25 protein-coding genes are annotated in these 26,823 nt (G+C 48.7%); 21 read left to right on the plus strand and 4 right to left on the minus strand.

Annotated features, from left to right (window positions below; genetic code table 11):
- Positions 1–176: 176 nt before the first annotated feature.
- Positions 177–1,118: an Abi family protein gene (locus NYE48_RS00955; RefSeq protein ID WP_340996289.1), complete on the minus strand. Its 942-nt coding sequence runs from the start codon at positions 1,116–1,118 to the stop codon at positions 177–179.
- A gap of 163 nt (positions 1,119–1,281) precedes the next feature.
- On the opposite strand from NYE48_RS00955, the gene NYE48_RS00960 reads away from it, so the two are divergent.
- The 20 genes from NYE48_RS00960 to NYE48_RS01050 all read left to right on the plus strand — a co-directional run bounded on the left by NYE48_RS00960 (position 1,282) and on the right by NYE48_RS01050 (position 21,576).
- On the plus strand, positions 1,282–2,841 hold the full coding sequence (locus NYE48_RS00960; protein ID WP_340996292.1) for an IS5 family transposase: 1,560 nt from the start codon (positions 1,282–1,284) through the stop codon (positions 2,839–2,841).
- Between the two features lie 852 nt (positions 2,842–3,693).
- Positions 3,694–4,599 carry an ABC transporter ATP-binding protein gene (locus NYE48_RS00965; RefSeq protein WP_340996294.1) on the plus strand — a complete coding sequence of 302 codons (906 nt, stop codon included), beginning with the start codon at positions 3,694–3,696 and terminating at the stop codon, positions 4,597–4,599.
- Positions 4,600–4,625: 26 nt separating this feature from the next.
- Positions 4,626–5,369 (plus strand): ABC transporter permease, encoded by a 744-nt coding sequence (locus NYE48_RS00970; RefSeq protein ID WP_340996296.1) that lies wholly within the window; start codon positions 4,626–4,628, stop codon positions 5,367–5,369.
- Positions 5,370–6,542, plus strand: coding sequence for a sensor histidine kinase (locus NYE48_RS00975; RefSeq protein ID WP_340996298.1), 1,173 nt, complete (start codon positions 5,370–5,372; stop codon positions 6,540–6,542).
- A complete protein-coding gene (locus NYE48_RS00980; protein WP_340996300.1) occupies positions 6,543–7,148 on the plus strand; it encodes a response regulator transcription factor in 606 nt (201 codons plus the stop codon).
- 487 nt (positions 7,149–7,635) lie between these two features.
- Positions 7,636–8,433 carry a sensor domain-containing protein gene (locus tag NYE48_RS00985; protein WP_246536957.1) on the plus strand — a complete coding sequence of 266 codons (798 nt, stop codon included), beginning with the start codon at positions 7,636–7,638 and terminating at the stop codon, positions 8,431–8,433.
- Between the two features lie 315 nt (positions 8,434–8,748).
- Positions 8,749–8,949, plus strand: coding sequence for a cold-shock protein (locus NYE48_RS00990; protein ID WP_036711062.1), 201 nt, complete (start codon positions 8,749–8,751; stop codon positions 8,947–8,949).
- Between the two features lie 108 nt (positions 8,950–9,057).
- A complete protein-coding gene (locus NYE48_RS00995; RefSeq protein ID WP_445324052.1) occupies positions 9,058–9,246 on the plus strand; it encodes a cold-shock protein in 189 nt (62 codons plus the stop codon).
- 118 nt (positions 9,247–9,364) lie between these two features.
- Positions 9,365–10,375: a helix-turn-helix transcriptional regulator gene (locus NYE48_RS01000; RefSeq protein WP_340996303.1), complete on the plus strand. Its 1,011-nt coding sequence runs from the start codon at positions 9,365–9,367 to the stop codon at positions 10,373–10,375.
- A 205-nt stretch (positions 10,376–10,580) separates the two neighbouring features.
- A complete protein-coding gene (locus tag NYE48_RS01005) occupies positions 10,581–11,372 on the plus strand; it encodes an SDR family NAD(P)-dependent oxidoreductase (protein ID WP_340996305.1) in 792 nt (263 codons plus the stop codon).
- A 6-nt stretch (positions 11,373–11,378) separates the two neighbouring features.
- The gene (locus tag NYE48_RS01010) at positions 11,379–11,663 is read left to right on the plus strand and encodes an AAA domain-containing protein (RefSeq protein WP_340996306.1); all 285 of its coding nucleotides are present in this window, start codon (positions 11,379–11,381) and stop codon (positions 11,661–11,663) included.
- Positions 11,664–11,948: 285 nt separating this feature from the next.
- Positions 11,949–12,893, plus strand: coding sequence for an ABC transporter permease (locus tag NYE48_RS01015; RefSeq protein WP_340996308.1), 945 nt, complete (start codon positions 11,949–11,951; stop codon positions 12,891–12,893).
- Between the two features lie 12 nt (positions 12,894–12,905).
- A complete protein-coding gene (locus tag NYE48_RS01020) occupies positions 12,906–13,835 on the plus strand; it encodes a carbohydrate ABC transporter permease (RefSeq protein ID WP_036711069.1) in 930 nt (309 codons plus the stop codon).
- A gap of 174 nt (positions 13,836–14,009) precedes the next feature.
- Positions 14,010–15,497: an ABC transporter substrate-binding protein gene (locus NYE48_RS01025; protein ID WP_340996311.1), complete on the plus strand. Its 1,488-nt coding sequence runs from the start codon at positions 14,010–14,012 to the stop codon at positions 15,495–15,497.
- Between the two features lie 222 nt (positions 15,498–15,719).
- Complete coding sequence (locus NYE48_RS01030) at positions 15,720–17,447, plus strand: sensor histidine kinase (protein WP_340996312.1); 1,728 nt, start codon at positions 15,720–15,722, stop codon at positions 17,445–17,447.
- A 6-nt stretch (positions 17,448–17,453) separates the two neighbouring features.
- Positions 17,454–18,221, plus strand: coding sequence for a response regulator transcription factor (locus tag NYE48_RS01035; RefSeq protein ID WP_340996313.1), 768 nt, complete (start codon positions 17,454–17,456; stop codon positions 18,219–18,221).
- 21 nt (positions 18,222–18,242) lie between these two features.
- Positions 18,243–19,769, plus strand: a complete 1,527-nt coding sequence (locus tag NYE48_RS01040; protein ID WP_340996314.1) for an ABC transporter substrate-binding protein — start codon at positions 18,243–18,245, stop codon at positions 19,767–19,769.
- Positions 19,770–19,957: 188 nt separating this feature from the next.
- The gene (locus tag NYE48_RS01045; protein ID WP_340996316.1) at positions 19,958–20,857 is read left to right on the plus strand and encodes a copper amine oxidase N-terminal domain-containing protein; all 900 of its coding nucleotides are present in this window, start codon (positions 19,958–19,960) and stop codon (positions 20,855–20,857) included.
- Positions 20,858–20,863: 6 nt separating this feature from the next.
- Positions 20,864–21,010 carry an LPXTG cell wall anchor domain-containing protein gene (locus NYE48_RS28155; protein ID WP_081992433.1) on the plus strand — a complete coding sequence of 49 codons (147 nt, stop codon included), beginning with the start codon at positions 20,864–20,866 and terminating at the stop codon, positions 21,008–21,010.
- 152 nt (positions 21,011–21,162) lie between these two features.
- Positions 21,163–21,576, plus strand: coding sequence for an ester cyclase (locus NYE48_RS01050; RefSeq protein ID WP_340996317.1), 414 nt, complete (start codon positions 21,163–21,165; stop codon positions 21,574–21,576).
- A 144-nt stretch (positions 21,577–21,720) separates the two neighbouring features.
- Here the strand turns inward: NYE48_RS01050 and NYE48_RS01055 are convergent, their stop codons facing one another.
- Together NYE48_RS01055 and NYE48_RS01060 are read right to left on the minus strand one after the other, a co-directional pair.
- Positions 21,721–23,214: an MFS transporter gene (locus tag NYE48_RS01055; protein ID WP_246536951.1), complete on the minus strand. Its 1,494-nt coding sequence runs from the start codon at positions 23,212–23,214 to the stop codon at positions 21,721–21,723.
- Positions 23,215–23,327: 113 nt separating this feature from the next.
- Positions 23,328–24,098: an arylamine N-acetyltransferase family protein gene (locus NYE48_RS01060; RefSeq protein WP_340996319.1), complete on the minus strand. Its 771-nt coding sequence runs from the start codon at positions 24,096–24,098 to the stop codon at positions 23,328–23,330.
- Between the two features lie 172 nt (positions 24,099–24,270).
- Here NYE48_RS01060 and NYE48_RS01065 point away from each other — a divergent pair, with 172 nt between their 5' ends.
- On the plus strand, positions 24,271–25,614 hold the full coding sequence (locus tag NYE48_RS01065; RefSeq protein WP_340996321.1) for an aminotransferase-like domain-containing protein: 1,344 nt from the start codon (positions 24,271–24,273) through the stop codon (positions 25,612–25,614).
- 80 nt (positions 25,615–25,694) lie between these two features.
- Here the strand turns inward: NYE48_RS01065 and NYE48_RS01070 are convergent, their stop codons facing one another.
- Positions 25,695–26,822, minus strand: coding sequence for a DUF4261 domain-containing protein (locus NYE48_RS01070; RefSeq protein ID WP_340996322.1), 1,128 nt, complete (start codon positions 26,820–26,822; stop codon positions 25,695–25,697).
- Position 26,823: the final 1 nt, after the last annotated feature.

Consider the following 26,823-nt stretch of genomic DNA (forward strand, 5'->3'; position numbering starts at 1 on the left):
TTTTGTTGTTTTTTTAAGTGTTCAGCAAGCCCTACTTACTAGAAGAGATGTTGAAAGTTAGAAGATCTGACTTAGAGTTATTTGTATCGCAAATATACCAGAAGATAAATGAATTAGCCCACTCATAAATGAGTGGGCACAATAGTTCTATTGTAATGATAATCGAAACATATTAATCAGATATTCTTAATTTGTTCCCAATTTGCTGGGAATCCCATTAATCCTAAGACATGATTTAACGTGATTGTATTAAGAGAATTGCTTAAGTCCTGAGTAAGTTTTTTTATCTCAGTAACGAGTTTAATAATTTCCCTTTTTTCAAAAAAGAACTTAAAAATGATTAATACAGCAAAAAGGTCATTTCGTCCGTTACAAGGAGCCCCCCCAGTAAAGGGTATTGCTAATACTGGGTTCGAATGATAAGTATTATTGCGGAGCTGCTGTTTAGACCTGAAACTGTAGAGTCTATCGTCATGAGCGCAACAATTCCGAATTAAGGTCAATATATGTATCATAATCTCAAGGTCTGCATCAGATACGCCATATATACGAGAAATAGCTTGTTTATCCGGTTGTTTCATGTGCTTATAAAAATGCCCTACCCTTCCAAATGTTAAGAAGGGCATTAACACCCATAATGGGACATAGCCATGAGTCGTCATGTAATGAGTAATCGCGGGTTTTTTACCGATGTCTTTTGCAATATCAGACTGCAAGTCCTTTATTAACTTCATTACATCCGCTAATCTATTTTGAGTACTGGAATCAAAATTACTAGTTTTAAGGTAGTTATCATGACCATACCTTTTCGAAAAGTGATATGAAATACGATTTTTCAACTGATTTTCAATTTTTAATATTCTCTTTAATATAACCATCTTCAAATCAAAGTCAAAATTATAAAGCGCTTCAATTTCCGAGAATTGTGATCCATTGGTAAATGTCTCCGTTGTTGTTGGAGTTTTTTTGGTGCTTAAAAATAAATCTTTATACCCATTTATTACTTGATAAAAGCCTTCTTTTTCTAATATCCTCTTTGGTTTTCCAGAAGGAACTTGTAACCCCTTGCGACGTAAAACTTTAAGTTGTTGATTATGTGATTTGAATTCTTTTGCCATCCAGAAGACACCCCTATATTAGGGCTTGCTGAATAATCAAAAAATCCTTATCTCACAAGGGTTTAGAGGCACTATTGTCGAATTCATCTGCAAAGAAAACACGGAAAATCGGTAAAAAACCTTGCAGATGGAGTGAGCGAAAGTGTTCGTGCTGAATCGAGATATGGCAGACTTGTTGGAAAACTTCTATTTGCCCTTTGGCGGAAAATTAAATCCAACCAATCGGTGGGTGCAGCTTGCGGCGATCATCCCTTGGGACAAAGTAGAAGAGAAATATGTGAGCTCGTTCAAGTCCCCAGCCATCGGCCAAAAGGCGTACTCGGCACGTATCGCCCTCGGCTCGCTCATCATCAAAGAGCGCCTTGGTTTAAGTGACCGCGAGACCACCTTACAAATCCAGGAAAATCCATATTTGCAGTTCTTCTTGGGCTACACCGCGTATGTCGATAAAGTGCCGTTTCATCACTCCCTGCTCACGCATTTTCGGGAACGGCTCGGCTTGGAAATCCTAGCTGAAGTCAACGACTGGATCGCCCAAGCCGCGCTGCAAGCAGAGCGAGAGGTCGAGGCGAAACCGAAATCGTCCAAGCGGGATCGCGATGACGACGACAACGACGCGGGCGGCTCGCAGCTCACCATGGAGGTAGGGGACGCTTTCTCTATTCCCGAGGAGCCCCCTGTTGTGGCGAAGAACCCCCGCAACATGGCGAAAAAGCTACACGCCCTGCCATCTACAGCCGCACCGACAGCGGAAGTCATGAACAAGGGCACCCTCATGCTGGATGCGACATGCGCGCCTGCGGACATCAAGTATCCGACTGACTTGGGGCTGCTGAATCACGCCCGTGAAATCCTGGAAGACATCATCGACGTGCTGCACCGTCCCCATGTCGGAGCGATGGAGAAGCCGCGCACGTACCGCGAGAAAGCCAGAAAATCGTACCTGAGTGTTTCCAAGCAACGCAAGGCATCGGGCAAGGTGATCCGCAAAGCGATCAAAAAGCAACTTGGCTACGTGGGACGGAATCTGCGGATTATTGAAGCCCTCGTAAAGTATACGCCTCTCACGGAACTGAGCAAAAGACACTATCGCCAGCTTCTGATCATCTCGGAGCTCTACCGTCAGCAGCGCGAAATGCTAGAGAAGAATACGCATGTCGTCGCCGATCGCATCGTGAGTATCGAACAGCCGCATGTACGTCCGATGGTTCGAGGCAAAGCTGGAGCGAACGTGGAGTTCGGCGCCAAAATCGCCGCCAGTCTGGTGGACGGTTACGCTTGGATCGAAACGGCACAATGGGACAGCTTCAACGAGGCAACCACGCTGCAAGCATCGGTGGAAGCGTACAAACAGCGATTCGGGTATTATCCCGCCGTCATTCTAGCCGATAAAATCTACCGCAATCGAGACAACCTGAACTATTGCAAAACGCTAGGGATTCGCCTTAGTGGCCCGAAGCTCGGCAGACCCTCGAAAGAGCAAAGTGAAGTCGCCGATCGTCGGCAAGAGCGCCAGGACGCTGTACAGCGTAATGCGATCGAAGGAAAATTTGGAGAAGGCAAGCGCAAATTGGGCCTAGGTCGCATTCGGGCGCGTGGCGCCGAAACCAGTTTGACCGTCATCGCCCTTCAGTTTCTGGTCATGAATCTGGAGCGGCGACTGCGTGTTCTCTTTTTGCATTTTTTCAGACTGCTTGGGTTTAGAGACTTGCGTTGGGTGTAGATGGAACGAATCTTGTTCAGCAAGCCCTATTTAATTCTGTAGCGACTACTTAAACGAAATAAGAGAATAAGCCTCCCTAATCCTTCTTTCGCTTTAGAGAGGCACAATTAAACAAGCTTTTTCGAACATCATGGGAGGATATTTAGTTACAATCCGAATGTGGATTAAGACTGTACATCTAACTTTGATATCGACTAAAGCTCTCTCTAAAATAATTCATAGGGTCGGGTTCACTACTGAAATTTAAGAAAACATGAATCCTACGTTTTAAAGCATACCAAGTATTTGATTGGTCGACCTTCACGGTGGGGTATTGTTCATAAAATCCAATAGTTGAAATAATATAGACCTTAGTGTAACAAGCTTGCTTGTTGCTGTATCGACAAGGTAATTCCATTGGATAGCCATCTAAATAATTCAACATTCCGATAGCCTTGGTTGTCCGTGAAATCCATCGAATAGAATAACATCCTCCCCTTTATAATTGTCAAATGGATGCAGATAGTCTGTTATACGGTAAACGTTCGAATAGCCGTATTTCTCCATGACGTGTCTTGTCTTACCTACGCCAGTCCGCATAACCGCATGAGGTTGTGGTTTTTGCTGTGTTCGATTTAAAAATGTAGAATCCTTAGCTATAAGTTTGCAAAGCAAGGCACCTCACTCAAAGAGTGTCAAATGTACGTATGCTGAAGAAGGGCCTAGAGGTCCTTCTTTTTTTGTTTTCGGCTCTTTTTTCTGACATTTGTCATAACCGGCTTGTGACAACCCACACTAATTGGTTCCCGCGCTTTTTCAATATAATGAGGACATCAAGGAACGAAAGAAGAAATTAGCGGAGGTTAGAACAAAATGACAAAGGCGATTGAATGTATAAATCTAGTGAAAAAATTCGGCGATTACTGCGCCGTTGATCATATGAATCTATCATTTGAGAAAGGCAAGATATCAGCATTGCTCGGACCGAATGGGGCAGGCAAGACAACAACCATATCCATGATCCTCGGAATGGTCAAGCCAACATCAGGAGAGGTCAGGGTCTTGGGGATGCCGTCTGGAACAAAAGAATTACGCCAACGCGTTGGAGCGCTTTTGCAGGATGTTAAAGCGGCAGATGGACTTACGGTCAAAGAAGTGCTTCAATTGTTCCGCAGTTATTATCGTAATCCGATGTCGCTCGAGCGATTGTTAGACATTTCGGGTCTCCACGCGGATCAGAAACGGCGCGCATCTACGCTGTCCGGAGGACAACGCCGCAGATTAGCTTTCGCCCAGAGTTTGGCGGGAAATCCGGAACTTCTCCTGCTGGATGAACCAACGGTCGGAATGGATATCGAGGCTCGGGGCCGCTTTTGGGACACCATCCAAGCGCTGGCAAGTGACGGACGTACGGTGCTTTTGACTACGCATCATTTAGAGGAAGCTGATGCTGTCGCCGATCACATCGCGGTCATTGCCAGAGGACAGGTTATTGCGGAAGGGACTCCAGAATGTTTAAAGGCTCAAACCGCGCTTAGAACCGTTTCGTTTCGGGCGGCGAACCCGCCAGCCCAGCAGGAATGGCTCACATTACCTGGTGTAGAAAAGGCAGAATGCAACGGCGAGCAAATTCGTCTGTATGCCCGAGAGACCGATGCATTGTTATTTACCCTGATGCAGTCTGAATGGGGAGTTTCAGATATTGACATACAATCCGCCAGCTTAGAAGATACGTTCCTAAGTCTTACCGGTACACATAAACCAACGGTGATACGATAAAAAACATTTTTAGGAGGAAAACAGCTATGTTACATATGTTCGTTGCCCAGACCAAAGCAGAAAGTATTCGAATTGTCCGCAGTCCATTTTTCTTACTCTTCTCCATTGCGATGCCGCTTGCTTTCTACTTCTTATTTGCGAGTATGAATGGGGTAGATCAATCGATTCAATCGACAACTTGGGGCGTCTTTTCATTGATGTCGATGACGGCATTCAGTTTGATTGGTACGGCCGTATCCCAATTCGGTATCCGTCTATCGTTCGAGCATCAAGACGGGTGGGTGCGTCTGGTGAAGCTGACTCCGCTATCTCCCGCAGTCTGGATCGCCAGCAAAATTGTATCGCAAATGGCTGTTCACTTGATCGTCATTGTTGTTATCTTTTTATCTGCCGGCCTCGTTCATGATATACAATTGACAGCCGGGCAATGGATTGCATGCGGATTATGGTTATGGATTGGAAGCATATCTTTTCTGGCGCTTGGTGCCTTGTTAGGAACGCTTAAAAACGCGAATACCTCGGTTGCCATCGGAAATGTGTTACAGATGGGGCTTGCCATTGTGGGGGGGCTTTGGATGCCGCTGAGCACTTTGCCAAGTTGGATGGGCTCGGTCGGGGAATGGCTTCCATCTCACCGTTATGCCAATGGGGCTTGGAATATGATCGCCGGAAAAAATCCAGCAAGTATCGATTTCATAATTTTGACAGGATGCGGTCTCTTCTTTATGCTAGTATCAATCTATATCTATAATCGACGGGATGCGGTCTAATTGAATAGAGAAAAGTGGCGCCTCTTTCCAAAATCGGAAGGAGTCGCTCCTTATATTTTGTTAACAAATGTAATGATACCCATGTACTTTTTGCTTTATGAGCCATCAAGTCTACAGTGGTTTGGCTTTGTTCTGTTAGGCCTATTCGTTCTATCGTTTCGACAATCTTACTTTTATGCAAAGTGGGCCATGCCAATATTGATCGTTCAGGTGGGTATATTTTTAATTTTAGCAGCTGTATTTCACCCTATGTATACGTTTATGGGTTTTATGATCGCTGCTCCGCTGAGCAAACAAAAGCTGCCGATATTACTCTCTATAACGGTCGTTTTTACGGTAGCTATGGGATTTATCGCCGTTCCTTACTTGGACCGGATGGGCAGCCTAGTATGGATAGGGCTGGTGCCTATGTTTGGCATCTGTATTCTGCCGTATATTATTCGAACTTCGACCAGGTTTCAACAGAAGTCTGCGCGGCTGCGGGCAGAAACGGCAGAACGAATGGCACAGCAGGAGGAGCGCCAGCGGATCGCACGTGAACTCCATGATACATTGGGACATACGCTGTCATTAATCGCACTAAAAGGGGAGGTCGTTGAGAAATTGGTCCATCGTAATCCCGAGAGAGCGATCGAAGAGGCTCGTGAAATACGGGAAACGGCACGCGCGGCCTTAAAACAAATGCGAGAATTGGTTACGGAGATGAAAGTTACATATCTCGCTGATGAATATAAGCATGCGGTATCGTTATGTTCCGCTGCGGGCATACCGCTAATATTTCAATATCAATCGATTTCAGATCCCAGACCTTCGAATGTAGGAACGGAAGATGCTTTAGCGAACAATCCGCTTCCGTTGACACCCTTGCAGGAGACGATTTTGGCGATGTGTTTCCGCGAGACGATTACGAATGTGGTTCGGCATAGCCGGGCAACAAAATGCATCGTTCATCTAGACATTCAGGAAGGGGAAGTTCGTGTATCTGTACGTGATGACGGTATTGGGGCAGATCCGGAGCAACTTAATACGAGCAGTAATGGCCTCGCCGGATTGCGGCAGCGGTTGGTTATGATCGACGGGCGTATGTCGCTGTCCTCATCTTCAGGCAAGGGGACGGAGGTCACCTTACATATACCTAGGGTAATACGAAATGAAAAGGTAGGTAGCGCTTAGATGATTCGTATTGTTTTGGCAGAAGATCAAAAGTTATTAAGGGGAGCGCTGGCGACGTTACTCTCGCTAGAAGATGATATCGAAGTCGTCGGTCAAGCCGAAAATGGGGAAGAAGTGATGTCCATGATTCAGCAGTATGAACCCGATGTAGCTGTTCTGGATATTGAGATGCCGCTGAAAACGGGGTTAGATATTGCGGAATGGGTTCAAAAAAACAAATCCGCGTGTCGTGTCATCATCTTGACGACATTCGCGCGTCCCGGATATTTCCAGCGGGCGATGCAGGCAGGAGTTTATGGATATCTTCTTAAAGATACGGGCAGCGATGAACTGGCTGATGCGATTCGTCGGGTCTATGACGGGAAACGTGTCATCAATGCAGAATTGTCGCTCGCGGTATGGGATGATCCATGTCCATTATCACCCAGGGAGCGGGAAGTCATGAAGTTGGCTGCTCAAGGCTTAGTTCTTCAAGATATTGGAGCACAGCTGTTTCTATCCTATGGAACGGTGCGGAACTATATGTCAGAGGCGATGGGGAAGCTCGGGGCAAATACACGGATCGAGGCAATAGACATCGCACGCAGTAAGGGATGGTTGGATTAGGGAGAATTAGGGAGAACTCTGAGAAATTCTGAAAAAGCGGGTCAATTTTAATAGGATTTTACTGAGTCCATATGAACTTCTCTTTTTCCGATGTGATCGTATTCGCAGGGTTTATCGTTGCGTTACTGACCTATATCGACCGAAATAAGAAGTAACCCACTCTTTAAGGTTGGCAAACCGGGGGTTACTTCTCTGGACTAGCATTACCCTGGAGGGAATCCCCACTCAAGAGGTTGTGCTGAGGACGGACTGCCATCCGTCCTTATTTCTACTTTTATCCTATCATACCCGGTTTTAGTCCTCAAGGATCAGCATTAATGAAGGTCCCCCGTATAGTCCAGTGAATAAGTTCATCTGAGCCAGGCCGATTCCTAGTCTTAAGTCTAGGTTCAGACCCCCCCTAAGACGGTTATGTCAGCCCAACAAGGCGGTTATAATGAATTTAAATAACTCGCTGATACGTGATATAGGAAGCCAAAAGGGGTGTTTGAATTTGAACGCAGAAGTGACGAACACGGCACGGGCAGGTAAGGTGAAATGGGTCCTTTTTAATCCAAAAACCTACGCAACGATCCTCTATTTATTGCTATCCCTTCCGTTAGGGATTATTTATTTTGCAGTAGCGATAACAGGACTAGCATTATCGATCGGATTAACTCCCATATTTATCGGAATACCGCTGTTCTTTGGCGTAGCAAAGCTGTTGAACGGGATTGTGCTTTTTGAACAAAGCATGATTAGACAAATTTTAGGTTTGCCTGCTCCTTCCGTTTCGTATTCCTACCATCAACAGCCTGAAACTGGGCAGAACTGGTTTATGCGAATGGTGCGAGGTTTCGAGGGTGGACTATTCATTCGAAATCTGCTGCTCGTATTCTTAAGACTTGTTACTGGCATCGTATTCTTTGTTATTATGGTTACCGTGATTTCGCTGGGACTCGGATTGATTGCTCTTCCGGTCGTGCATATCATACTGATGAATGAAATCCAGCTTGATATTCTAGAGAATAGCTTGTTTAGTTATTTTCATATCGATTGGACTTATAATCAGCAATATCTGCTGTACGTGGGCGTTGGCCTTGTCCTGTTCTGGGTCGCGCTGCGCGTCGTGAATGGGCTCATGCAAATTCAGCGCAGAATCATGTATGTGGATGAGCCATATCAGCAGCCGTCAGTGCCGCCAATGGAAGAACAAATACATGCGTCCGTTCAGTCGCGATATTATGAGTACCAAGAGGATCACCCCTCTCAAGGGATGATGCAGCCAGCCCATAGAGAGCTTTAGAAGCTCTCTTTTTTTTATGACCACTACTTGGCGAACCGTGGATTTACCAAGCCGCTGTTTTTCGCCTTTAAGCATCACACAGGAAAGTTTATGCGGTGTCGTACTTCAGAATGAGGCGAAGGCAATAAAATCGAAACAAATTCAAAACAAACTTGTAAATCAACTCCAGGTGTGTTATAGTTGATTTATTAGAATTTGAACCTGAGATCACATATTGTAGAGGGTTAGATTTTGATTATGTAGCCTTGTACAATATGTGATTTTTTTTTTAAATTCAAAGATCATGTAAAAATAAAATGATGGAGGTAATTGACCATGACACAAGGAACAGTAAAATGGTTTAATGCAGACAAAGGATTTGGTTTTATCGAGGTTGAAGGCGGAGACGACGTATTTGTGCACTTCAGTGCCATCGTTGGCGACGGCTTCAAATCTTTGGACGAAGGTCAAAGAGTCGAATTTAATGTCGTTCAAGGCAATCGCGGCCCGCAGGCTGAGAATGTCGTTAAACTGTAAAACTGTAGTTTGGAAGGTCCCGCACTTCGTGTCGGGGCCTTTTTTTCGCTCATGATTCCAGAAGAGAAAGAGGGATGCTGCTTGTACGATTCACGGAAAAGACTGATGATGGAACTACTTCCAGAGGAAATGACAACGATATGGTCATGCACGAATGAAAAGTGCAACGGATGGATGAGGGATAACTTTGTTTTTTTGATTCAACCGATTTGTGTCCAATGCCATTCCTTCATGGAGAAAAGCGAGAAAATGCTGCCTGTTTTAGAAAATACAAGTCCTAATCAGACGAAGCACTGAATCAAGCGAGGGCCGGTGACACCACAATGGTCGTCAAAAACTATATAAAAGGGCAGTCAGGAGGTATCTTGGCTGACCTTTTATTTTTTTAGGTTCGCATCTAAAGGAGTCATAGGTTATGAAATCTGACCGTATAAAATTCCCGTCGGGATTTTGGGCGGGACTACAACAATTAGGAATTGCCCCGCATGAAGTAGCGAGCAAAGCGCAACTGCCGCTCAGCATGATGACAGAATCGGCTGCCGTCACCGCGGCCCAATATTTTAAAATCTGGCAAGCTTACGCCGATCTCGTTGGTGACATTGCCGTTGGAATCATCAAACTTGCAACCGTGTTTGAAACGGCACAGTACCCGCCGCCCGTCTTGGCGACCTATCATGCGCATGATTATCGCGACGCTCTTTACCGAATGGCCAGGTACAAACAACTGTGCCCTCCGGAAAGCTTGCGTATAACCGAAGAGGGCGAGGTCTGTACGATCGAATTGGAATGGATGCACGGAGAGCAACCCGGACCGCCCGTGCTGGTTGGAGCTACGCTGGCCCTTCTTCTGGAGCTTGGTCGACGGGGCACCGGTTTGCCTTTGACTGCACGGTCCATAGAATTTTCTCACCCGATGGGGGATGTAACGGCCCTTGAGTCATACTTCGGGTGCTCGGTCCGAGCGGGAACAACCGCTAACCGATTGACGCTGCATCGAAGAGACCTGGATCGCCCCTTTATTTCGCATAATAAAGAGTTGCTGGAGATCTTGACTCCTGTATTGGACCAATCATTGGAGGAAGATCGCAACCGTTCAATCGCTGAGATCGTCAGACGGATCCTGAAGCGCAGTTTAATCGGAGGGGGCCTGGACATTCGGGCTGTGGCGAACGAGCTTTGCATGAGCGAGCGTACCTTGCAGCGCCGTCTTACTGACGAAGGTACAACTTTCAAGCGGTTGCTGACACAGGTTCGGCATGAACAGGCTCGGGAATACTTGGCAGAACCCAAGCTTAATATCAAAGAAGTGGCTTATTTAATTGGATATGAAGACCAGAACTCGTTTTACCGCGCCTTTCGCCTTTGGGAAGGCGATACTCCTTCCAATTGGCGTTCCGAATATTTAAGGGCAAATCCAACGTCATAAAATCCCGGCCTAACTCGCTCCTAACATGGCTGGCATTTTCCGGGCTTCATTATATTTGGCGGGTTAAACAAGAAATTCGGCGTTTCACGCTAGTTACCAGGCGGTCCAGACAAAGTAACATAATCCCTATCCGGAGCACAAGGATGTTCCAAGAATAATTGCTAATCAGCTTGCTGCGAATGACAACAAAGGAGACATCTAAGTTATGGATATGGGATTAAAGAACAAGACGGCTTTGGTAACCGGATCGACGAAAGGTATAGGGAAAGCCATTGCCATTGAACTTGCCAGAGAAGGCGTCAATGTTCTCGTTAACGGACGGAAGCATGAAGAGGTAGAACGAACCGTAAATGAATTGAAGTCGGAGTTCCCGGCTACTTCTCCTCAGAATGCAACGGCGGATCTTGTGGATCTGCAGCAAAGAGAAGCGTTGCTCGAGAAATATCCCCACGTCGATATTCTGGTGAACAATATGGGGGTTTATGAAATCATGCAATATGAGGACGTTGACGATGAAATATGGGAAAAATACTTCCGAACGAATGTCCTTGCCGCGAACGGATTATCTAAATTTTATTTGCCTAAAATGTTGAATCACAATGACGGGCGAATCATCTTTATTGCAAGTGAAGAAGCGGTTATGCCATCAGGGCAAATGCCTCAGTATGGTATGACCAAATCCATGTTATTATCGCTGTCCAAAAGCTTATCTAAACTAACGGCAGGAACGGAAGTCACCTCCAATACGATTATGCCTGGACCAACGCTTTCTGAAAACGTATATCAGATCATTGAGAGTATGTTTCCTGATGATATGTCATTTTCGGAAAAAGAGAAAAAATTTATGGCTGCAAACCTGCCCCAATCCGAAATTCAGCGTTTTATCAAGCCTTTTGAAATAGGCAGGCTCGTTGCATTTGTCTGCAGTCCCTATGCATCCGCATTCAAAGGTTCTCCGATCCGTATGGACGGGGGCATGGTGCCTACGATTTTTTAACATCATATGCAGTCTTTAAGAAAGGCCGCTTTCCGAATCAATCGGAGGGCAGTCTTTTTTCTATTAGATCCGGACAGTGTACTTAAGCCACTATCTTTTGAAACGTCCTATAGAGAGCGATATGCCTGTTACAAGCGAACCTATTCATTCAGATACAATTTGAGTCAAAGAACGGCGCTTGACCAAGCTTTAAAAAGCGCCATCAGTATTGTCGAGGGCCCTCCTGGGACAGGTAGGACCCAGACGATCTTAAACATTCTGGCGGATCTGGCGATTATGGAACGGACCTGAGGTTCTCAGTCCGAAAGCACCGATGACGCGTGCAGAGGTGACGGCGCTGATCGCAAGAATGCTGAAGGCGACCGACCTGATCGATAAATAATTCAATATCCGCGGGACAACCATTGTCGACCGATTTCCAGGTCGATGGTGGTTGTCTTTTTTTGTCCATGAACCTTGCAAAACCTAACGTTTGTTGACTACTTTATCATGTTTGTTATCTGGATGAAAGCGCTCTATTTCTTATAAAATTGACTTACAACAAAGCAATATAGGATGACGGAAGAGGTGACAGACATGAGCACTAAGACGAAAGGTAAGCGCTTACGAACGCGATGGCGCAAGCAAGATGCCGAGCTGACGCTTTTGGCGCTGCCGACGACCATATGGTACATTCTTTTCTGCTTCTTACCCATGTTCGGCATCATCATCGCCTTTAAGAACTTTAGAATAAGCGGCGGATTTCTAAGCAACGTCATTAACAGTCCATGGGCAGGGTTCAAGAACTTCGAATTTTTGTTCAAATCCAACGATGCCTGGATCATTATTCGAAATACGCTGGGATACAACATCGTTTTTATCGTCCTTGGCATTGTCATCCCCGTTGCTTTAGCCCTGATGGTCGGCATGCTGCACAATCGGAGGGCGGGCAAAGTGTATCAAACCATGATGTTTTTGCCCTATTTTCTGTCATGGGTCGTCGTTTCGGCGGTAGGCTGGGCATTTTTGAGCTTTGACAAAGGGATTGTCAATCAAATGCTGGTTAGTATGGGCGGCGAGCCGATCAACTGGTATATGGAGTCGAAATACTGGCCTTACCTTTTGATCTTCATGCATGTTTGGAAAAGCGTAGGTTACGGCATGGTCGTTTACTTGGCGACAATCACCGGCATTGATAAAACCTACTATGAGGCGGCCGTCATTGATGGCGCTTCCATCTGGCAGCAGACGCGATTCATTACCCTACCGTTGATGAAACTGGTGATCGTCATGATGTTTATCTTGGCCGTGGGCCGCATCTTCTACACGGATTTCGGATTGTTCTTCCAGGTACCGCGGGATTCGAATTCCTTGTTTAACGTGACCACCACCATTGATGTATTGGTTTATAAGCAACTCAAAACGGCCACTGTCGGCATGGCTTCCGCGGCCGCATTCGTGCAATCCGTGCTGGGTTGTATCACGATTCTAACGGCAAACTGGATCGTTCGCAGAATAGATCCGGATAGCGCGATGATGTAGGGGGTGCGTTTTATGGCAGCAAGAACGGTTTATGAAAGCGGGTTGGATAAATTCAACCGCCCGAGCAAAGGCGTCAACATCGTGTTCAATCTCATCTTTATTTTGCTCGCGTTAGTGTGCGTGGTGCCGATGCTGGTTGTGCTTTCCATATCCTTATCCAGCGAGGATTCCATCCGTCAGACGGGATATCACATCATTCCAACCGCGTTTTCCGGCGATGCCTACAGTTATATAGCACAGCAAGGGACGATGATTCTGCGTGCGCTCGGCATATCGGTATTGGTCACGATTGTGGGCACGGTACTGGGCGTGCTGCTGACCGCCTCCATGGGCTACGTCATCTCCCGGCCGAATTATAAGCTCAAGGGGCTGCTGACCTGGATCGTATTTATTCCGATGATCTTCAATGGCGGTTTGGTTTCCAGCTATTACATCAACGCCAATTTGCTTGGACTTAAGGATACGGTTTGGGCGCTGATTTTACCGCTGGCGGTTTCGTCCTTCAACGTCATTATTTGCAAAACGTTCTTTAAGAGCACGATTCCGGACGGCCTGATCGAATCCGCGGAAATCGACGGCGCGGGCCAGCTGCGTATTTTCTTCTCGATCGTTCTGCCGATTTCCTTGCCGGTTATTGCGACCATCGGACTGTTCCTGTGCTTTGCTTACTGGAATGACTGGTTCCAATCGATGCTGTACATCAACAACCAGGATCTGTATTCCTTGCAGGCGCTGCTGAACAACTTGATGAGCAACGTGGATGCTCTCGCGAAAAATGCCGCCAGTATGGGCGTCAGCTACGCGGTGCTTGCGGCAACGATGCCGAAAGAATCCGCGCGGATGGCGGTGGCGATCATTATCGTGCTCCCTGTAGCTTTTGCTTACCCGTTCTTCCAGCGGTACTTCATTTCCGGCCTGACGATCGGCGCCGTCAAGGGATAAGACGTCGCCCGAAGGCTAAGCATTGGGGAAAAGGTTCCGCTAAAAGCGGTCTGTCTACTTAGAGAATCCGTCGAAAGACGTTTTCTTTTATACATCGCCGTTCTGATCATCACCAACTTGTATACAAAAATTTCAAAACGGCGCAAGAACAACATTTATAAGGGGGAAATACTTATGAAAAAGCCTTTGAAGCTCCTTTCTACTGCTTGCGTTCTGACGCTTCTGATGTCAGCGCTTGCAGCTTGCGGCTCGAAGTCGGATACATCCGCTTCCGATCCGAAGGCTTCCGATGCTTCCAAAACTTCTTCATCTTCCACTGATGTGCCTACTTTGGTATGGTGGACGATCGGCGGCCAGGTTCCGATCAACTTTGACAAGGCTGTCGCAGCGATGAATGAATACACAGCCGAGAAAATCGGCGTCAAAGTGGATATCAAAGTGGCCAGCTGGGGCGAATGGGATACGAAGATCAACACGATCGTAAATACGGGCGAACCTTTCGATATCATGTTCACGAACGGTTCCAAGTACAATCAGCAAGTTGCCATGGGCGCCTTTGCCGATCTCACGGATCTCGTGCAAAGCGAAACGCCGGATCTGTATAAGCTTATTCCCGAGAAGGTATGGGATGGCTCGAAAGTCGGCGGCAAAATTTACTCCGTACCTACGTACAAGGACTCGTCCCTAACCCAGTATTGGGTATTCGATCATAAGTATGTTGAGAAATACGGCATTGACGTGCCAAACATGAAAACGCTGAAGGATCTCGATAAACCTTTCCATGACATGAAAGCAGGAGAAGGAAAAAGCTTCTATCCGCTTCCGATGACGCAAAGCGAAGGCTTGAACGGATTCTTTAACGAATACGACGATATGGCCCTTGGACTCGCTCCGATCGGCGTAAAGGCGGATGATGCTTCGCGTAAGGTCGTATCTGTTCTGGAGCAGCCGGACGTGATGGAGAATTTGAAAATGCTGCATCAATGGTATCAAGACGGCATTATCAATCCGGACGCGCCAACCAAGCCTGAACCGGATAAAGGCAAACCGTTCATGAGCGCTCAAGGGTTCCCTGGCGCGGAAGTGGGCTGGCAAGTCAACAATGGCGTTGAAAAGTACGATATGGTGCAGAATTACGGACCGATCTACACGACGACGACGATCCAAGGTTCTTTGAATGCAATTTCCGCCAACTCGAAATATAAAAAAGAAGCTCTGAAATACCTGGAACTGGTCAATACCGATCCGAAGCTGCGCAACATGCTCGCTTTTGGTGAAGAGGGTGTGGATTACAAGAAAGTGGATGGCGAGAAGGTTGTTGAGCGCACGACAGATACATGGCCGCTCGCTGCCTACACGCAAGGCACATTCTTTGACATGGCAACACAGAAGGATGCCCCTGCAGATCAATGGGAACAGGTTAAAAAGCTGAATGAGCAAGCGTTTGCGTCTTCGCTGCTGGGCTTCTCCATGGATATTTCCAATCTCTCTACAGAGGTGGCGAATACCAAGGCGGTGTGGGACAAATACCGTTATGAATTGCTCACGGGCGCATCCGATCCGGAGAAAATGGTGCCGAAGATCGTGTCCGAACTCAAAGCGGCAGGCATGGATACCCTCATGAAAGCCGCCCAAGAGCAGATTGATGCTTTCTTTAAGTGAGTCATAAAAGCCAACGCCCGACTTGGAAGCCCGAACGGAAGGATCACTTGCCCGTTCGGGCTTCCTTATTTGCCAGAATCCCAATGTCGAAACGGATCGAATTTTGCATCCTCCTGATCCAGGAAAACAGGATATAATGAAATTGCTTTCGTGAAATGGAGTGTTCACCGTTCAGGATTTTGCAAAATCCTCCGTTAAAACCTGATGCAAAGGAGGCGTCGCATGGGTTCTTTTCTGCAGATTAAGATATACCGCGGCAAATTCATTGCGTATACGGTATTTGTGGTGACTTTAGGGTTGGCGCTTGGCATTCTGACTTGTGCGATACTGCTGTATCAATGGATCGAAAACGCCCGAACCGAGGCTGTCAGCGCCTTTGCCCGCATCGAAAACGAGCTTCAGTATGATGCGGACCGCATCGAGGCATACATGCAGCGAATATACTCCAACAATCGGCTGATGACCGATGCCAGATACTTTTTGGGCAACAGCGCGGAGGGGTATCTGACGAACAGGCTGAAAAACAGCCACTTTAACGAACCGCTCGTCTCCTTTCCCGACGACATGAAAGCTTTTTTGTACAGCTCCGGGCAGGGAGACATTACGCAAATCAGCCTCCATACCGCGTCGCGGGGCAATGCGGTTCGCTTTGACAGCAGCGGCAATGACAGCTTTGCGTTCCGCCTGCCGAACACGGATGAAACCTTTCGCGAGACGATCCAAAAGGGATTCGTATACCGCAAAAAGTTATCCGACCCGAACCAGATTTCCCGCCAGATCGGGGAGTTCCGTTTCTTGATCAGCAGCGAGCAGCTGTTCAAAAAAATAAACAGCTACAAATTGGACACGGCTGCAGCCGTAAGCGCTTCCGGCGAGGTGTACATGATCTTAGGCGGGAACCGCCATGCCGGGGAACGGGTCCTTCGAGCGGCGGAAGATGGACGAAACAGCGGCTATCTTTCATTAGGCGGGTTGAATAGCACGTATTTTATGACCTTTTCTTCCACCAAATTTGATTTCCGCTTCGTCGTTCTTGTCGACCTGCCGATGCTTATGCGTCAAAATACCGGCATTATTGCGGCGGTGTTATTCATCATATTGCTGGCGATGATCAGCGTATTGCTTATTATTGTTTACAATCTGCGTGACGACGCGCGATTCCTTCAGCGCATCATCTATTCCATCAAACGCGTGAAAACCGCGGACTTTACGTCGAATTCTCCGGCCCGTTACAGGCGGAACGAATACGGCATGATTGCCCGGGAACTGGATGACATGGTTCTTCAGCTTGATAAACATATCCGCACCGAATATTTGCTGAAACTCAAACAGCAGGAGACCGAAATGAAGGCGCTTCAACATCAGATTAATCCCCACTTCCTGTACAACACGTTAGAGGCCATTCGCTCTACCGCTTTGGTGAACCGCGACGTCGACACCGCCGATGCCATCGCGACCTTAGGCGCTTTATACCGGGATATCGTGAAGAAAGAAAATATTATAGCCATCGGCAGCGAGCTGGAGCTTTTGCAAAAGTATTTGAAAATCATGGAGTTGAAGTACCCGGGGCGGTTTTATTATCAGCTGAATGTGGATGAGGCGCTATGGAACGTGTCTACCGTGAAATTTTGGATGCAGCCTCTGGAGGAGAATTTTTTCGTTCATGGCTTCGATCCGGGCAACGAATTTAATTTGCTGGTCGTCAACGGCTGGGAAACGGATCGGCGCTTCGTGCTCGAATTTGTCGACAACGGAAAAGGAATCTCCAGGGAACGTTTGGACGAAGTAAAGCGGAATCTTTCTAGCCGTGATGATGCTCCTGTCAAGAGCATTGGCCTGCGCAACGTGTATACCCGGCTGCATTTTTTCTATGGAGAGGGCTTTTCCATGGAGGTCGATAACAACGAGGAGGCAGGTGTCAAGATTACCGTAACGATCGCAAAGGAGTGATCAGGCATGTACAAACTTCTTATCGTGGATGATGAACCGCAGATTCTGGAGGGCATGAAGCGGAGTCTGGATTGGGCAAGCTACGGTTTTCACCGGATCGAGACGAGCGAAACCGGAGAGGGCGCATTGTCCAAGGCGGTAGAGCTGCTGCCGGATATCGCCATTTTTGATGTGTGCATAGGGACGGAGCGCGGCTATGAAATCATCGGCAAGCTTAAAGAGATGCGCCTTCCCACCCAATATATTATTATGAGCGGCTATAGCGAATTCGAATACGCCCGGGAGGCGATCCGCTGCGGGGTGAAGGATTATTTGCTCAAGCCCGTCGAACGTTCCAAGCTGCAGCAGGTGATCGAAAAAATCATCGTGGAAGATTTGCACGGCACCCTGGACGGCGCAAGCGGCGAAGATCCGAACACCGATCCGATTTTGGGAATTCCGTACGATCAATTATCGAAGCTGACCAACCGCATCTTGATGATGGTGAAGGCCGAATATGCCCAGAACATCACGCTGAAATCGGTGGCGGAGCGTTTTCGGATGAACAGTACGTATCTTGGACAGCTGTTTTTGAAGGAAGCGCATATGAAGTTTTCGGAATATTTGATGGCCTATCGAATGCTTCACGCGCGGGAACTCATTTTAACGACCAGCGAGAAAATTTCCAGCATCGCGCTTTCCGTGGGATATCCGAATCTGAATTATTTTTACACCCATTTTCAAAGCTATTTCGGCAAGTCGCCTTCGGAAATGAGAAAAAAGAGCCTGGTTTAACGCGGCAAGGGAGGCCTTTGTATGCAGCAACCCACTTTTTGGGGTCGTATCATCCTATATGTTGCCTTAACCGTCATGTTGGCGCTGGCGGGGACGGGGTGTTCCTCTTCTTCGAGCGAAGATGAGGGGAAGCCCGGCGGCGCCATGGTGAATCTCATCTACTACACGATCGGCGAGCCGGATAAGGATTTGAAGCTGGTGAACGACAAAATCAATGAGATCCTGGCCAAAAAGATCGGCGTTTACATCACCTACGTCAAGGTAGGCTGGCAAGAGTATGAAGACCGGTTGAACACGATGATCTCGGCGGGAACCCCTTTTGATGTCGCTTTTGCCCAGGACTTCACGGGTTATGCCAAACGTGGCGCATGGCTGCGGCTGGATGACTATCTCTCTACCGTAGGCAAGGAAATGTACAAGGTCATCGATCCCGTTTTTTGGCAGGGGGTGCGTATGGACGACGGCGGCATTTACGGCATCCCTACCAATAAAGAACTCGCGGTGCGCCAACAGTGGACGTATCCGGATGAACTGGTGAAGAAGTACGATATCGATATTACAAAATACAACACGCTGGAATCGCTTGAACCTTTGCTGCGGATGATCAAACAAAAGGAGCCGGATTATTTGCCCATGGAGCTGGACAAGGACTCGCAGAACTTCTTTGCCTTGGACGGCTACGAATACGTCATAGACAAGAAGCTGCCTTTGATGGTGAAGTCCTTAGATCCAAACGCCCCCGTGGTGAATATATTCGAAACGAAAGAAGCACGGCAAGTGCTGAATACGCTGCGGCGTTATTATAAGGCCGGCTACATCAACGAAGACGCTGCTTTACGGGAGAATCAAAAGCTGAAGAGAGGTTCGAAGTTGTTCTGGAAAGCCTCCGACGGCGGCCCTCTTGCGGTAAACAGCTGGAGCAAGGACCGCGGCTACAAAGTGGTGGCGAACGCCGTAACGCCGGAGCTTGTCACGACGGAATCTTTGCGGGGCGGCATTATGGCGGTCAGCGCAGAAACCAAGCACCCCGTAGAGTCCATTAAATTTTTGAATTTGCTCAATACGGACCCCGAAGTCCGCAATTTGTTCAATTATGGGATAGAGGGCGTGCATTACAGCTTGGACGAGAATGGCCAAGTCGTGCCTATTCCTCCGAAGGACGCCAGCGGGAATCCCATCCCGGATGAAACGCCCGGTTACACGGGGGTCACGTATACTCAGGGCAACTGGTTCATTTTGAAGACGATGGGCGGCGAGTTTCCGGACCCTCTGAATAAATGGGATCAGTTCCGTTCTTCCAACGCAAGAGTCGTTAAATCCAGCATGCTGGGTTTTACGCCCGATCTATCCATGATGCCGATCCAGATGCAGAACATCGAGATGGTATGGCAAAAATATTACCCGAGCCTGATGACAGGCAGCGTGGATATCGATACCGAACTGCCGAAGTTCAACCAAGAGCTGAAGCAGGCCGGTCTGAACGAGGTTCGTGCCGAAGTGCAAAAGCAGCTCGACGCTTGGCGTATGGCGCACAAGCAGCGGCTCTGACCATCCGACCGGATCCATGAAATTTGGTACAGTCCTACGCACTTCCATTCGTAACCCAAACGGGTGCTAAACCGTCTCTTAGATGAAGACTTTCCATTAGGAGCTTATCAATCAGGGCAGTTCATTTTTAGTCATGAGGATGCGGGGAGTCATTTCATCTAAAAATAGGAAAAAGAGGTGCGATGGTGGTGCTCAAACGTTTGGTTCTATCCATGCTGTTATCGTCCGTGTTATGGTCGGCTTGTTCTGCGTATGCATTGGCTGAGGGGGCCGTGCCTCGGGCGAATGTCGCTGGAATCTCCATTTATCCGTATGAAAAAGGAGTCGATGCCGAATTTTATATCCGCTATGGTGATTCGGGCCAAGAGTCCATCGGCAAAGATTTTGTAGGATTATTTATCAACGGCTCCATTATCAAAAATGCGAATGTGGTGACGGAAAATAACAGAACGCTGCTGCCGGTTCGAATTGTGGCCGAACATTTGGGGGCCCAATTCAAGTGGGATTCGAAAGCCCAAAAAGTCACGATTGCCGATGGCGGCCAAACGGTCGAATTATTCATGCACTCCACGCATGCCAAGGTAAACGGCAAAAAAGTCGAAATGACTGTCGCGCCAAAAATCATACACCGTAGCACCTACGTGCCTGCGAGATTTGTGGCCGAAGCTTTGCGCGCCAAAGTGGATTATTTTAATGGAAAAGACCTCTCGCAGCCGCATATGGTTCCCAGACTGCCGCATGTAATGATCAGCCGGTATCCAAGCGATGCCAAGATCCTTTCCAAAGAGGCTGCCATCGACAAAGCCAAAAAGGAATTGGTTACCGCGTATGAATCAAAATTCGGCCCATTGGTTCCGCTTGCCGCGAACGAGAAACCGGGTAGGGAAGATGACAAGGCCATTTTGAGGGATGTCATTACACTTTTGAAAGTCGAATCGGAGAACGACAGGTATTACGTCATCCCTGTGATGTATGATTTTTGGGTCGATAAGTATACGGGAGATGTGTATACCTTTTATAACGGATTGACGATGTCGATTAACAAATTTGATCCGTATGCCGAAAATGCGTTGTCTTTTCCGGGGTGATGGCGTATGAAGGCCCCTTCGCCAGCGGACCAAACTGGCGAACAGTCTGGCAACAAGCTGCCTAACACGGCAACGAACGTTTACAACCTAGGGTTCCTCGGAATAATCATTCTGTTCACAGGATTGATCATTTGGATAAAACGTAAGGTATAATCGTTATATCTGATATGAAGAAAACACTTTTCTGCGCGAAAGGTGTTTTCTTCTATATGAATGCAGTTCACGAAGGTTGTGTTTTTTTTTGTGCTTGCTCCATTTTGCCGAGCCTGTGTCTTTCATGAAAACAGGATAGAGGAGATGTTTACATGCAAACCCTGGAGCAGAAAAATGCGGCTCTCGTCAGCGAATTCATTGAATCCTTTTGGAATCGGAGCGACATGGAAAGCGTGGACCGGTTTTTGTCGGACGATTATCGTGAACTCAGCTACCAATCCAGGGAGGGATTGAAGCAGTTTGCGATGAAAATCCTTGGTGCTTTCCCGGATAAACGCTACATGGTGGAGGAAATGGTCGCCCAAGGCGACAAGGTTCTCGTTCGAATGGCCGTGAAAGGCACGCATGAGGGCATGTTTTTTGGCACAGCGCCGACAGGCCGTCAGATCGATGTGACGTTGTACCGTCAGTATCGCGTGTCGGATGGGCGGATTGCCGAACATCGCGGCTGGATCGATATGGTTACGATGTGGAGCCAGATCCGCGGCACCGCAGCCCAAGGATAATGCCACCCACGGATCAATGAAAAAGCCCTCACGCAGACAGGGAATACCGCTTCATCCGTCTGCTTGAGGGTGCTTCCTAACCTATTTCCATGTCAATTGAACAATGTGCCTACAGACGACATATTTAAAATACTCTCCCGCCGTCTATCTCCTCTGCTCCGAATCCGTCCCCGATTCATGGATCATCGCATGTTCTTCATGCCACCACAGTGCTTCTTCCGGTTCTTTCAGCAGCTCCTTGATTTCGTGCTTCTCCTCGACGGCCGGCGGGGAGCCGCGCAGCGATTTGCCCGAAGTGTCGGTAAACCAAAACGTGACGACGACCAGTCCGATGATCGATGTGGCGATCAAAAAATAAGCCGGAACGAGATTGTTTTGGGTCAAATTGATCAGCCAGGCCATCACAAGGGGGGTTGTGCCGCCGAACAGGGACGCCGAGATATTGTACGTGATCGCCAGCAGGCCGTACCGGACATCGGTAAAAAACAGCGCGGGCAGCACGGAAGGCATCGTCCCTTCGAAGCAGGTCAGGAATACCGCTAGGATCAGCAATCCGAGGAATACGAGCCCGAGCTTGCCGCTGCTGATCCACATGAAAGCCGGGAGGGACAGGACGAGCAGGCCGGCCAGGCCGATCTGCATGATCCTTTTGTTGCCGATCCGGTCGCTGAAATAACCCATGGCCAGCACGATCGGAATCATGATGAACATGACGATCAGGATCAGGAGCAGCCCTTCCGCTTCCCCGTAACCCAGTACGGCGGTCAGGTGTGACGGCATATAAGAAAGCACCATGTAATCGACGACGTTAAAGAAAAAGACGAGCACGGTACAAATCAGGATGACTTTCCAATGCCTCGAGAACAGTTCCCTGAGCGGCGTTTTCGGTTTATCCTCATCCTTGGCCTGCTCCATTGCTTCAAAAGCCGGCGTTTCCTCCAAATGGCCGCGGAGATACAGTCCGACCAAGCCGATCGGCGCCGCGATGAAAAACGGAATCCTCCAGCCCCAAGCAAGCATTTGCTCGGAACCGAGGAGATAGGTCAGCAGCGTGACCAAACCCGAGCCGGCAATATAACCGATCAAGGTGCCCACTTCCAGTCCGCTGGATAAAAAGCCTCTTTTTTTGTCGGGCGTCGATTCGGCGATAAAGGTCATTGCCCCCGAGTATTCCCCTCCGGTGGAGAATCCCTGTACCAGCCGTGCAAGCAAAAGCAGCACCGAAGCCGTCGTTCCGATGGAAGCATAACTCGGGATGAGGCCGATGCAAAGCGTCGAGATGGCCATCATCAAAAGCGTGATGGTAAGCACTTTTTTACGGCCCCAACGGTCGCCGAGACGCCCGAAAAACAATCCGCCGAAAGGTCTCACGATAAACGCGATGGAAAAAGTGGCGAACGTATAGACGAGCTGCACCGAACCGCTCATTTCCGGAAAAAACACTTTCCCGATGACGACCGCAAGATAAGAATAGATCCCGAAATCGAACCACTCCATCGCGTTCCCGAGAGCCGTGGCAATCACGGCCTTTTTCGCCATTTGTGCATCGACGATCGTAATGTCGTCTTTGTGCAGCTTGGGCCCCGAGCGTTTGCCGATCAGCGGCCATTTATGCTTTGGCTTATCATGACTGTTCATCGTTCCCGATCTCCTAACGAAAAATTGGTCATTTCGCTGTTAGTATTCGCTGGAAATGGGAGGATGATGCGCGAAAGCGGGATATGCCGAAGTTTTTTGGTTCATTGATGGCTTCACTTGCCGGACGGGAGACGGATGTTAAATGTATCGGCCAGAACCCTTTCGAAGTCTCCGGGCCTGATCGATTCTTTGGTTTTCAGTTCGTTTTGAACGACCGTCAACGAATGATCATGCAGCGTGACGCGCCCTTGCTCGGTCAGGATCATCGCCACCGGCACTTTGTTGAACCTGGACTCCTCGCCGTATTGGGTCATGATGAATACATCGTAAAAATCGGTCAGTTGTTTCGCTGCGGCCGGATCGAATTGATATAACGTATCCCATTCCGATCCTTCACGTCTCTCAAGGACAACCGTACCCTCCCGGTCACTACAGAGGCGAAGCCGGTAGGAGCCTCCGTCCGCATCATGCACCTCCTCGCCGGTCAGCGGCACCGGCTGTCTTGGAGTTCTTCCGCCGAATCCGACGTCGACCAAATAATTGGAGCCGTCGACCCGTACCATGTTGATGGCATGGGAGCCTGTCACAAACCATCCATCCTCCGTTTTGACGGTAGCGGCGGTCAGCGACACGCTGAAACCGAGCTCCCGGAGCAGCGAATGAAACAAGCCGTTTAACTCGTAACAGACGCCGCCCCTTTTGCGCGACACGATTTTGTCGAACTGCTTGTCGGCTTCCAGGGAAAGGGGGACCCCGCCGACGATATCCAAATTCTCGAACGGAATGCGCGTGACATGGCCGTGCTGAAGCCGCCGGAGAAAATCCAAGGATGCCTGGCGGGGACCGTCGATGCCCAATCGTTCCAAATATGCGTTTATATTCATAGAGTCAGCTCCTTTTATCGTTCCATTCATTGATACAACACCCGGCATCTCAAAAGTACGATAAATCAGGCGAACCCACCATGCCGTTTTAAAACAACTGTATCGGTACAGTTCAAAATTCAGGTATACTATGTACCACAGCATGCCCTATGCTGAAATGGAGGAATGGATCGTGAAAAAATATGCTGCCATTTTGGCGGATATCGAAGAGAAAATCGAGCTGGGGCAGTTTGCTCCGGGCCAAAAGCTCGCTTCCGTCCGTGCCGCGGCCGCGCATTACGGATGCAGCGTCAGCACGGTGACCCGCGCCTACGCCGAGCTTGAAAAACGCCACGTTATTTACGCCGCCCCGCAAAGCGGATTCTATGTCGTGGACAAACCGGCGAAAGAAGGGGACGGTCGGGACGACGGCGTCCTGGATTTGGCCTCGGCATTGCCGGATATCGACTTGTTCCCGTACCTGGATTTCCAGCATTGCCTGAACAAGGCGATTGATACATACAAACATGATCTGTTTACCTATGGCAGCCACCAAGGGATGGAGAGTCTTCGCCGTACGCTGGTGAACCATTTGGCCGATGATCAGGTGTTTGCCAAAGCCGAACAGATTTTTATTGCCTCCGGCGTCCAGCAGACGCTGGAAATGCTTGCGAGAATGCCGTTTCCGAACGGAAAAGAGGTTATTTTGGTGGAGCAGCCGAGTTATGACATCTATTTGCGTTTTCTTGAAACGGAAGGCCTGCCGGTCCGGGGAATTGCTCGTACCGCAGACGGCATCGATCTCGCGGAATTGGAGGAGACGTTTCAAAGCGGAGGAATCAAATTTTTTTACACCATGTCCCGGTACCACAACCCGTTGGGCACGTCGTATACGGTTCGGGAGCGGGAAGCGATCGCCAGGCTGGCGGACAAATACGATGTTTACGTCGTGGAAGACGACTATATGGCGGACCTCGGGGAGGAGCGCTGTTTTGATCCGATTTTTGCCTACAGCCGGAAAGGGCATGCCATTTATTTGAAGAGTTTTTCGAAAATCATTTTTCCCGGCCTTCGCTTGGGGGCTGCCGTCTTGCCTCTGCATCTTGTGGAAACATTTCACGGGTACAAAAGTTATCCGGACACTTCGCTGCTTTCCCAAGCGGCGCTAGAAATTTATATCAAAAACGGCATGTATGAGCGCCACAAGCGTCACATTTGCAGCCAGTACGCCGCGCGGATCCGGGCCGTGAACGAAGCCATTCGAAGGCATAACCGGGAGGGGCTCGTCGAAGCTTCCAACGTCAATTCAGGGATTTATATCCAGCTGAAGGTGCAGCCTACGGTCAATTTGGAACGCCTCATTGCGCGGCTTGAGGAGCGGGGCATTCGGGTCGTGTCCGGCAAAAGGCATTACCTGTCGGATTTCCGGGAGCGCGAAAAATTTATCCGGATCAGTATCTCCCGGGCCCTCCCGGAGCGGATCGACGAAGGCATACGCGCCATTATTGAAGAGATCAAGCGGGGTGGAAGTTGGTAGGCCGTTAATACCGCCCCGGCAAACCGCAAACAGCGCAGCCTGTAAGCAGGGTGCTCTGTCTTGGTTTTAGCGGAGTTCGTTCAAAATTTGATTTTAAGGCTGTCGCCTTCGACGTATACGCCCTCCGAACGGTTGATCGGCAGCTTCTGTTCGGCGCTGAAGCCGATCGTTTCCCCGTCTTTCAAAGTCACGTTGTGTTCGATGACATAACCGCTGATGTCGATCAGGAAATCGCGCAGGTCGGAGGGGGAGGCTTGGGTGTCCAGCACCTCGATTTCGTCCTTGCCGAAGGATTTCAATCCCAAGGTGTAGCCGCTGACGCCATTCTCCGAACGGACAAGGCCAAAATGCACCAGGTTCAGCAGCGGGAACATGTCATCGTCCGTTTTCATCAATTCCGCAAAATCCACGAACAGCCCGGGGTGAAAGACGGTGCCGGAGGAATACAACCCGACCGCGTTCGGGAGCTTCAAGCAGCTGGAAGCCAGCTTCGCGTATAGCTTGCCGCTGTCGAGCGGGGAACCGGAGCGGGTAAATACGGCCAGGATGATTTGAGCCACATGGGTTTTCGTTTTTTCCACGGCGTCTTTCCAGAGGTAGTTCCACTGAGCGTTGCGTTCGGCTTCTTCATCCGGGACGGGAGCATTGACAAAGCTTAACGCCACGGTGAAGCCTTCCGTTTCGAAGACGAGAATGCCTTCCTTTTCTTCCTTGGAGCGTTCCTCGCTTTCTTGCGAGCAGGAGATATTCCAATCCTCCCATAGATTCTTTTTGATCTGCTCCATGTCGCATTCCGGGGAATCCAGCAGCACGAACCCGTTAAACAGACCCCCATTGTCATTTTGAGTTGCTCCCTGAGGTTCTTCATTTTGCTCCGCCTCGAGCGCCGCCGCCTGCTTCATCCAGAACTCGCGGATCATTTCTACCATGACGATGGCCTCCTGTTGGGCCGTGGCAGGATCATAGGGCTCCATTTCGCTGAACACATGGCCGCAATGTTCGGTATCCAAGTCATGTTCATAGCCGCCGCACACGCCGAGCAGCCATTTTCCGAGCAGGGTCTTTTTATACTTGAATATGTAATAGCGCATACCGTGCAAATCAAATTCTCCCGCAAGTTCGATTTTGCTAGGCTCCCGTCCTAGTTCGCGTTCATCCGCCAACCAGTCGATCATGGACTGCATGGCTGCTTGCCGTTGGGTCGTCATT

Origin of the sequence: Paenibacillus sp. FSL M7-1455, from assembly GCF_038004655.1 — a bacterium.
GTDB lineage: Bacteria > Bacillota > Bacilli > Paenibacillales > Paenibacillaceae > Paenibacillus_AQ > Paenibacillus_AQ cookii.

Coding starts and splice junctions, on each gene's coding strand:
- NYE48_RS00955 (WP_340996289.1), bottom strand. CDS start 1,118: ATGGCAAAAGAATTCAAATCACATAATCAACAACTTAAAGTTTTACGT.
- NYE48_RS00960 (WP_340996292.1), top strand. CDS start 1,282: ATGGCAGACTTGTTGGAAAACTTCTATTTGCCCTTTGGCGGAAAATTA.
- NYE48_RS00965 (WP_340996294.1), top strand. CDS start 3,694: ATGACAAAGGCGATTGAATGTATAAATCTAGTGAAAAAATTCGGCGAT.
- NYE48_RS00970 (WP_340996296.1), top strand. CDS start 4,626: ATGTTACATATGTTCGTTGCCCAGACCAAAGCAGAAAGTATTCGAATT.
- NYE48_RS00980 (WP_340996300.1), top strand. CDS start 6,543: ATGATTCGTATTGTTTTGGCAGAAGATCAAAAGTTATTAAGGGGAGCG.
- NYE48_RS00990 (WP_036711062.1), top strand. CDS start 8,749: ATGACACAAGGAACAGTAAAATGGTTTAATGCAGACAAAGGATTTGGT.
- NYE48_RS00995 (WP_445324052.1), top strand. CDS start 9,058: ATGGAACTACTTCCAGAGGAAATGACAACGATATGGTCATGCACGAAT.
- NYE48_RS01000 (WP_340996303.1), top strand. CDS start 9,365: ATGAAATCTGACCGTATAAAATTCCCGTCGGGATTTTGGGCGGGACTA.
- NYE48_RS01005 (WP_340996305.1), top strand. CDS start 10,581: ATGGATATGGGATTAAAGAACAAGACGGCTTTGGTAACCGGATCGACG.
- NYE48_RS01010 (WP_340996306.1), top strand. CDS start 11,379: ATGCAGTCTTTAAGAAAGGCCGCTTTCCGAATCAATCGGAGGGCAGTC.
- NYE48_RS01015 (WP_340996308.1), top strand. CDS start 11,949: ATGAGCACTAAGACGAAAGGTAAGCGCTTACGAACGCGATGGCGCAAG.
- NYE48_RS01020 (WP_036711069.1), top strand. CDS start 12,906: ATGGCAGCAAGAACGGTTTATGAAAGCGGGTTGGATAAATTCAACCGC.
- NYE48_RS01025 (WP_340996311.1), top strand. CDS start 14,010: ATGAAAAAGCCTTTGAAGCTCCTTTCTACTGCTTGCGTTCTGACGCTT.
- NYE48_RS01030 (WP_340996312.1), top strand. CDS start 15,720: ATGGGTTCTTTTCTGCAGATTAAGATATACCGCGGCAAATTCATTGCG.
- NYE48_RS01035 (WP_340996313.1), top strand. CDS start 17,454: ATGTACAAACTTCTTATCGTGGATGATGAACCGCAGATTCTGGAGGGC.
- NYE48_RS01040 (WP_340996314.1), top strand. CDS start 18,243: ATGCAGCAACCCACTTTTTGGGGTCGTATCATCCTATATGTTGCCTTA.
- NYE48_RS28155 (WP_081992433.1), top strand. CDS start 20,864: ATGAAGGCCCCTTCGCCAGCGGACCAAACTGGCGAACAGTCTGGCAAC.
- NYE48_RS01050 (WP_340996317.1), top strand. CDS start 21,163: ATGCAAACCCTGGAGCAGAAAAATGCGGCTCTCGTCAGCGAATTCATT.
- NYE48_RS01055 (WP_246536951.1), bottom strand. CDS start 23,214: ATGAACAGTCATGATAAGCCAAAGCATAAATGGCCGCTGATCGGCAAA.
- NYE48_RS01060 (WP_340996319.1), bottom strand. CDS start 24,098: ATGAATATAAACGCATATTTGGAACGATTGGGCATCGACGGTCCCCGC.
- NYE48_RS01070 (WP_340996322.1), bottom strand. CDS start 26,822: ATGACGACCCAACGGCAAGCAGCCATGCAGTCCATGATCGACTGGTTG.